This window comes from Streptomyces sp. SID12488 (genome assembly GCF_010548275.1).
Lineage (GTDB): Bacteria > Actinomycetota > Actinomycetes > Streptomycetales > Streptomycetaceae > Streptomyces.
The window spans coordinates 22,197-28,575 of the sequence record NZ_JAAGLT010000055.1 but is presented as its reverse complement, the minus strand read 5'-3'; the positions used below and the strand labels follow the sequence as shown (position 1 = coordinate 28,575).

The 6,379-nt window shown below is 72.1% G+C and carries 6 protein-coding genes and 1 pseudogene; 3 read left to right on the top strand and 4 right to left on the bottom strand.

The window, feature by feature from the left end; translation table 11 throughout:
• A pseudogene (locus G3I56_RS41625) lies at window positions 1-292 on the bottom strand (O-antigen polymerase); the annotation flags it as partial.
• Between the two features lie 222 nt (window positions 293-514).
• Between G3I56_RS41625 and lnt the strand changes: the two are divergent.
• Window positions 515-2,125 (top strand): apolipoprotein N-acyltransferase, encoded by a 1,611-nt coding sequence (gene lnt, locus G3I56_RS41620; RefSeq protein WP_164418572.1) that lies wholly within the window; start codon window positions 515-517, stop codon window positions 2,123-2,125.
• 66 nt (window positions 2,126-2,191) lie between these two features.
• A complete protein-coding gene (locus G3I56_RS41615; protein WP_164418570.1) occupies window positions 2,192-2,686 on the top strand; it encodes an NUDIX domain-containing protein in 495 nt (164 codons plus the stop codon).
• 63 nt (window positions 2,687-2,749) lie between these two features.
• Here the strand turns inward: G3I56_RS41615 and G3I56_RS41610 are convergent, their stop codons facing one another.
• Window positions 2,750-4,015, bottom strand: coding sequence for an alpha-L-fucosidase (locus G3I56_RS41610; RefSeq protein ID WP_164418568.1), 1,266 nt, complete (start codon window positions 4,013-4,015; stop codon window positions 2,750-2,752).
• Between the two features lie 240 nt (window positions 4,016-4,255).
• On the opposite strand from G3I56_RS41610, the gene G3I56_RS41605 reads away from it, so the two are divergent.
• A complete protein-coding gene (locus G3I56_RS41605; protein WP_164418566.1) occupies window positions 4,256-4,666 on the top strand; it encodes an SseB family protein in 411 nt (136 codons plus the stop codon).
• Between the two features lie 11 nt (window positions 4,667-4,677).
• On the opposite strand, the gene G3I56_RS41600 is transcribed toward G3I56_RS41605, so the two are convergent.
• Entirely contained in the window at window positions 4,678-6,054 is a 1,377-nt protein-coding gene (locus tag G3I56_RS41600; RefSeq protein ID WP_164418564.1) for an FAD-linked oxidase C-terminal domain-containing protein, read from the bottom strand.
• Entirely contained in the window at window positions 6,051-6,272 is a 222-nt protein-coding gene (locus G3I56_RS41595) for an acyl-CoA dehydrogenase family protein (protein ID WP_275406974.1), read from the bottom strand. The genes G3I56_RS41600 and G3I56_RS41595 overlap by 4 nt, the downstream gene beginning before the upstream one ends.
• Window positions 6,273-6,379 lie beyond the last annotated feature (107 nt).

Genomic DNA, 6,379 nt, shown 5'->3' with positions numbered 1-6,379 from the left:
GGGCGGCGGTCTGCGCGCCCGGCAGCGTGTGCGGCGCGGCCACCGCGAGGCCCAGACCGGCCAGCGCCGCCGTACACGGGGCGGCGACCGGAAGCAGCGCCCCGCAGATCCGCCCCGCCGCGTAACCGGCGGCCACCGCGAGCACCGCCAGCAGCACACCCTCGGGACGACCGTCGTGGGTGGCCGCCGTGATCAGCGACCAGGTGGCACAGGCGCCCAGCACGACGACGCCCGCCGCGTCGGAAGCGTCTCGTCTGTCACCGTCCGGCGGCGCACCGGCCGCAGACATCATCCCCGTGGACTCCACCCCGTCGCCCCCCGACCTGTGACGGGCCCCGACCGCACGAGGCCGTCACCGGCGCGCACGTCAGAGGCTCCGGCACACCGTAACGGCTGGTGCGGCATTTGTGGACGAGTTGCGCAGAAACGATGCAGCAGACGGGCGGTGGCGGGCCCACCCGTGCGGGCCGGACCGTGCTGTCGGCACCCCGGGCGGGCGCCGTACACTCCCGGAGTGACCGCCACCGCTCCTTCCATAGACGAGCCCGACCAGCTCGAACCGCACCTCGCGCCCGCTTCACGCGGCGCGCGGCTGCTGCGCCTCTGGCCGGCCGCCACCGCCGCGCTCGCCGGAGTGCTGCTGTACGTCAGCTTCCCGCCCCGCACCCTGTGGTGGCTCGCCCTGCCGGCCTTCGGGATCTTCGGCTGGGTGCTGCGCGGCCGGTCCTGGAAGGCGGGACTCGGTCTCGGCTATCTGTTCGGGCTCGGGTTCCTGCTGCCGCTGCTGGTGTGGACCGGTGTGGAGGTCGGCCCCGGGCCCTGGCTGGCGCTCGTCGTCATCGAGGCGGTCTTCGTCGCGCTGGTCGGCGCGGGCATCGCCGCCGTGTCGAAGCTGCCCGGGTGGCCGTTGTGGGCGGCGGCCGTGTGGATCGCGGGCGAGGCGGCACGCGCGCGTGTGCCGTTCCGCGGCTTCCCCTGGGGCAAGATCGCCTTCGGCCAGGCGGACGGCGTCTTCCTGCCGCTCGCCGCGCTGGGTGGCACCCCGGTGCTCGGCTTCGCGGTCGTCCTGTGCGGAGTCGGGCTCTACGAGGTGGTGCGCCAAGTGATCGAGTGGCGCCGTACCGGTGCCGTGCCGCGTGCCGCCGCGGTCGTCGCCGCGCTGAGCGTGGTCGTCCCCGTGATGGGCGCCCTGGCCGCGCGGACGCTGGTGAGCGACAAGGCCGAGGACGGCACCGCGACCGTCGCCGTCATCCAGGGCAACGTGCCCCGCGCGGGCCTCGACTTCAACGCCCAGCGGCGTGCCGTGCTCGACCACCACGCGCGTGAGACCCTGCGGCTGGCCGCCGAGGTCAAGGCGGGCAAGATGGCCCAGCCCGACTTCGTGCTGTGGCCGGAGAACTCCTCCGACATCGACCCCTTCGCCAACCCCGACGCCGCCGCGGTCATCGAGAACGCAGCCAAGGCGATCGGCGCGCCCATCTCGGTGGGCGGTGTCGTCGAACGGGACGGCAAGCTCTACAACGAGCAGATCCTGTGGGACCCGGTGAAGGGCCCGACCGACACGTACGACAAGAGGCAGGTCCAGCCCTTCGGCGAGTACCTCCCGCTGCGCTCGATACTCGAACACATCAACAAGAACTGGACCACCATGGTCCACCAGGACTTCAGCCGGGGCACCAAGCCGGGTGTGTTCACCATGGACGGCGCCAAGGTCGGTCTCGCCACCTGCTACGAGGCCGCGTTCGACTGGGCGGTGCGCGACACCGTCACCCATGGCGCGCAGATGATCTCGGTGCCGAGCAACAACGCCACGTTCGACCGCAGCGAGATGACCTACCAGCAGCTCGCGATGTCCCGCATCCGAGCCGTCGAGCACAGCCGGACCGTCACGGTCCCGGTGACCAGCGGTGTCAGCGCGATCATCATGCCCGACGGGAAGATCACCCAGAAGACCGGCATGTTCGTCGCCGACTCCCTCGTCCAGAAGGTGCCCCTGCGCTCCTCCGAGACGCCCGCCACCAAGCTCGGCATCCTGCCCGAGATGCTCCTCGTCCTGGTCGCCGCCGGCGGTCTCGGCTGGGCGATCGGCGCCGGGGTGCGCGGGCGGCGCGCCGGTGGCGTGTAGCGGTACGCCGGTTGCACGCCCCTGTGATCAACAGGAGTGACAGGGCCGCCCGGCTAGGGTCGGGACATGGCTACTCCTGACTTCATCAGCGCTCTCCGTGCCTCCGCCGGCCGCCAGTTGCTCTGGCTTCCCGGTGTCACCGCCCTCGTCTTCGACGACGAGGACAGAGTGCTCCTGGGCCGGCGCACCGACACCCGCAAGTGGTCGGTGGTCGGCGGCATCCCGGACCCTGGCGAGCAGCCGGCGGCCTGCGCGGTGCGGGAGGTCTACGAGGAGACGGCGGTCCGGTGCGTGCCCGAACGGGTCGTGCTCGTCCAGGCGCTGGACCCCGTGACGTACGAGAACGGGGACGTCTGCCAGTACATGGACATCACCTTCCGCTGCCGGGCCGTCGGTGGAGAGGCGCGGGTCAATGACGACGAGTCGCTGGACGTCGGCTGGTTCGCGGTGGACGCGCTGCCGGAACTGAACGAGTTCGCACTGTTCCGGATCAAGCAGGCGATGACCGACGCCGAGGCACCCACCTGGTTCGACACCACGGGTTTCGCCGGTTCCGAGTGACCCGGACCAGGGCGTCGCGGTGAGTGTCCCGCCGGACATTCCGGCGGGACGTGTCCCTGGGTGTCAGTCGCGGCCCGTGCCCCGGTAGAGGTCCAGCTCCCCGTCGAGCTCCACGGCGAGGACTGTCGCGTACTCGTCGAGGTCGGCCGCCCCCGGAGCGTCGATCCAGGTTACGCCCGGCACCTTGTCCAGGCCCCCGGTGACGTGGTGCCCCAGCTCGGTTCCCGTGCCGACGACGGAGACGCGCCGGACCGTGTTGCGCAGGCCCCGGATCGAGACGGCCCCGCGGGGTGCGTCGAAGCAGATCAGGTACAGGGTGCGCCGGTCGGCGGAGAGCGTGCTCGGGCCGTAGTGGTGCCCGGCGGGCAGCCCCGCGACCGAGCCGTACACCGCGTCGGCGTGCTTCGTGACCCAGGAGCCGAGCCCCTCCAGTCGCTCGACCTGTTCCGGGGGGATCGTGCCGTCCTCCATCGGGCCGGCCCCGAGCAGCAGGTTGCCGCCCATGCCGATCGTCTCCGTGAAGTAACGCACCAGCTGGCGCACCGACTTGAAGTCGCGGTCCGTGGCCCGGTAGCTCCACGAGTCGTTGATCGTCAGGCACAGCTCCCACGGGCCGTCCGGGGCGATCAGCGGAACACCCTGCTCGGGGGTGGCGTAGTCGCCGTAGCCGAGCATGCGGGCGTTGAGGATGGTGTCCGGGTTGCCCGCGAGGATCAGCTCGGACAGCTCCCGCATCCGCCACTGCTCCTCGGTGCGCTCCCACTCGCCGTCGAACCAGAGGACGTCGGGGCGGAAACGTTCGACCAGCTCGGCCACCTGGCCGTCGCGGTAGGCGAGATAGCGCGCCCAGGCCTCCGGGTCCTCCTCGCCGGGGCGGGCGTGGGAGTAGTCGTTGGGCTCGACGATGTGCGGGCCGGGGTGGCGCTCGCTCGCGTAGTCCGGGTGGTTCCAGTCGGAGTGCGAGTAGTAGAGGCCGACCTTCATGTTCCGCTCGCGCAGGGCGTCGACGAAGCCGGTGACCAGGTCGCGGCCGGCCGGGGTGTCCCGGACCACGTCCAGATTCAGGTGGTCGGTGTCCCACAGGGCCACGCCGTCGTGGTGCTTGGTGGTGAGGACGGCGTACTGGGCGCCGACGCGGGCGAACAGCTCCGCCCAGGCCCGCGGGTCGTAGCGCGAGGCGGTGAAACGGTCGAGCTGTTTCATGTACTCCTCGTGCGTGACCTCGCCCGTGTAGAAGGACCACGACTCGGCCCAGCCGTCCACGGCGTAGATGCCGTAGTGGATGAAGATGCCCAGCTTGGCATCGGAGAACCAGGGTTGCATCGGCATACGCCCACGCTAGGCACGGGCTGTCGGCGCGCGCGTGGGCGGCGGTCACCATTACTGGTCCGTTTTCACCATCGGTGGTGATCGCTGTGAGACTCGTTCGCGCGACTGAGACGGCTGCACCTGCGCTGACGCGCCGAGCCTTGCATGCCCTGGACCCGGCCGGGTAGGCGCCTGGCACCATGCCCGGGACCGACCGCGTCCCGGGCGGCCCGTACGACCGCCGCTATCAGGGGACCCACCATGGAGACACCCGCACATCCGCACACCATCACACCGGCCCGGCGAGCGCTCGACGCCCTGGCCGACGACAGTCAGGACCCGACCGCGCTGGACGTCCTCGCGATGAGCGACGTGCTGGTTCCCGTACCGGACGACGTCAGTGACGTGGACGCCGGCAACCCCTCGACTGTGGCGCTGCCCGTCCTGGAGGAGCGGGACGGGAGGGAGGCCGTGCCCGTTTTCACCTCGGAGCCGGAGCTGGCCGGGCTGCTGCCGGCCATCTCCCGCTACCGTCTGATCCCCCTGGGCGCACTCGCCGACCAGTGGCCCGCCGGCGACCTCGCGCTCACCATCGACGCGGCCTCACCGCACGGTCTGACGATCACCTCCGAGGGCGTACGCAACCTGCTGGCCAGGCCGTTCGAGTACTGAACCCCGCCCGGTCAGAGGGACTTGCCCGGGTTGAGGATGCCCCGAGGATCGAACGCGTCCTTGATGCGCCGCTGCAACGCATGGGCGGCGGGCCCCAGTTCATCGGCGACCCACTGCCGCTTCAACACCCCCACCCCGTGCTCGCCGGTCAGTGTCCCGCCGAGCCGCAGTGCCAGGGCGAAGATCTCGCCCGCCGCCTCCCAGGCCGCGTCCGGCAGCCCGTCCAGGGACGGGTCGACGACGATGATCGGGTGCAGGTTCCCGTCCGCCGCGTGCGCGATGGTGAACACCGGGACGTCGTGGCGCCGCGAGATGTCCCGGATCTCCCGGGCCGCGTCCGCGAGCCGGGATCGGGGTACCGCGATGTCCTCGATGAGCGGGCGGCCCAGCCGTTCCAGCGCGGGCAGGGCGCCCCGGCGGGCGGCGAGCAAGGCCTCGGCCTCGGCCGGGTCCTCGGTCCTCTCGACCGACGTCGCCCCCGTCCCGGCGAGGACCTCGGCGACCGCCGCCGCCTCCACGCCGGCACCCGCCCCGTCGCACTGCACCAGAAGCAGCGCCGCACCCCGCTCCCGCAGTGCCGGGTCGACGGCGTGCAGCACCGGCCCGTCGACCAGCTCCGCCAGCGCCGGCACGACCCCGGCCCTGCCGATCGCGTACGAGGCCTCGGCGGCTGCCTCGAAGGACGGGAAGTACGCGGCGAGGGTGGCCGTGGCCACCGGCAGCGGGCGCAGGCGAAGAGTCGCCGACGTGATCACCGCGAGGGTGCCCTCCGAGCCGGTGAGGAGCGCGGTCAGGTCGTAGCCGGTGACGCCCTTGACGGTACGGCGGCCGGTGCGCACCACCGTGCCGTCCGCGAGCACCGCCTCCAGACCGAGCACGCTGTCCCGCGTCACGCCGTACTTGGCGCAGCGCAGCCCGCCCGCGTTGGTGGCGATGTTCCCGCCGATCGTCGACAGGGCCGCACTCGCCGGATCGGGCGCGTACCGCAGACCGTGCGCGCCCGCCGCCCGGTCCAACTCGGCGGTAATGACGCCTGGTTCGACGACGGCGAGCTGGTCGTCCGTCGACAGTTCCAGAATGCGGTTCATGCCGGACAGGTCGAGGACGAGGGTTCCCTCGCCGGCCGTCGCGCCGCCCGAGAGGCCGGTGCCAGCGCCGCGCGGTACCACCGGCACGCGCAGGGCGTGCGCGTGCCGGAGGGTGACGGTGACGTCTTCGGTCCGCCTCGCGTGCACGACGGCGAGCGGACCGCCGTACGCCCGGGTCCCGGAGCGGTCGGTGGCGTGCGCGGCCAGCGTCACCGGGTCGGTGGCCAGCCGGTCGGGCGGCAGATCACGGGCCAGGAGGCCCAGGAGCTGGGCGGACGCTGTCGTGGTCGGGGCGGTCACCGGTCCTCCCGGTCCGCCGATGGCCGTGTCTCCAGGGCTTTCGTGCCGATTGCGAGCACGGAGATGTCCTCCTGGGGTGCGTGCACCGGCGCGCACTGGATGTCACGGAAGTGGCGTTCCAGGGGGTTGCCCCGGGCCAGTCCCGGATTGCCGAGCAGTCGCACGGCCAGTCCGACCGCCTGGACCCCATGACGGTCCGCCAACACCCTTGCTCCCAGGGCCTGTTCCTGGCGGACTGGTCGGACGATGATTCGGCCTGGGCCTGGCTCCCGCAGGCCGCCGTGAGGGCGAGCAGCAGGACGGCGGCGGACGTGCGCAGTGCGCG

Coding starts and splice junctions, on each gene's coding strand:
- G3I56_RS41610 (WP_164418568.1), bottom strand. CDS start 4,015: ATGCCGATGCAACCCTGGTTCTCCGATGCCAAGCTGGGCATCTTCATC.
- G3I56_RS41605 (WP_164418566.1), top strand. CDS start 4,256: ATGGAGACACCCGCACATCCGCACACCATCACACCGGCCCGGCGAGCG.
- G3I56_RS41615 (WP_164418570.1), top strand. CDS start 2,192: ATGGCTACTCCTGACTTCATCAGCGCTCTCCGTGCCTCCGCCGGCCGC.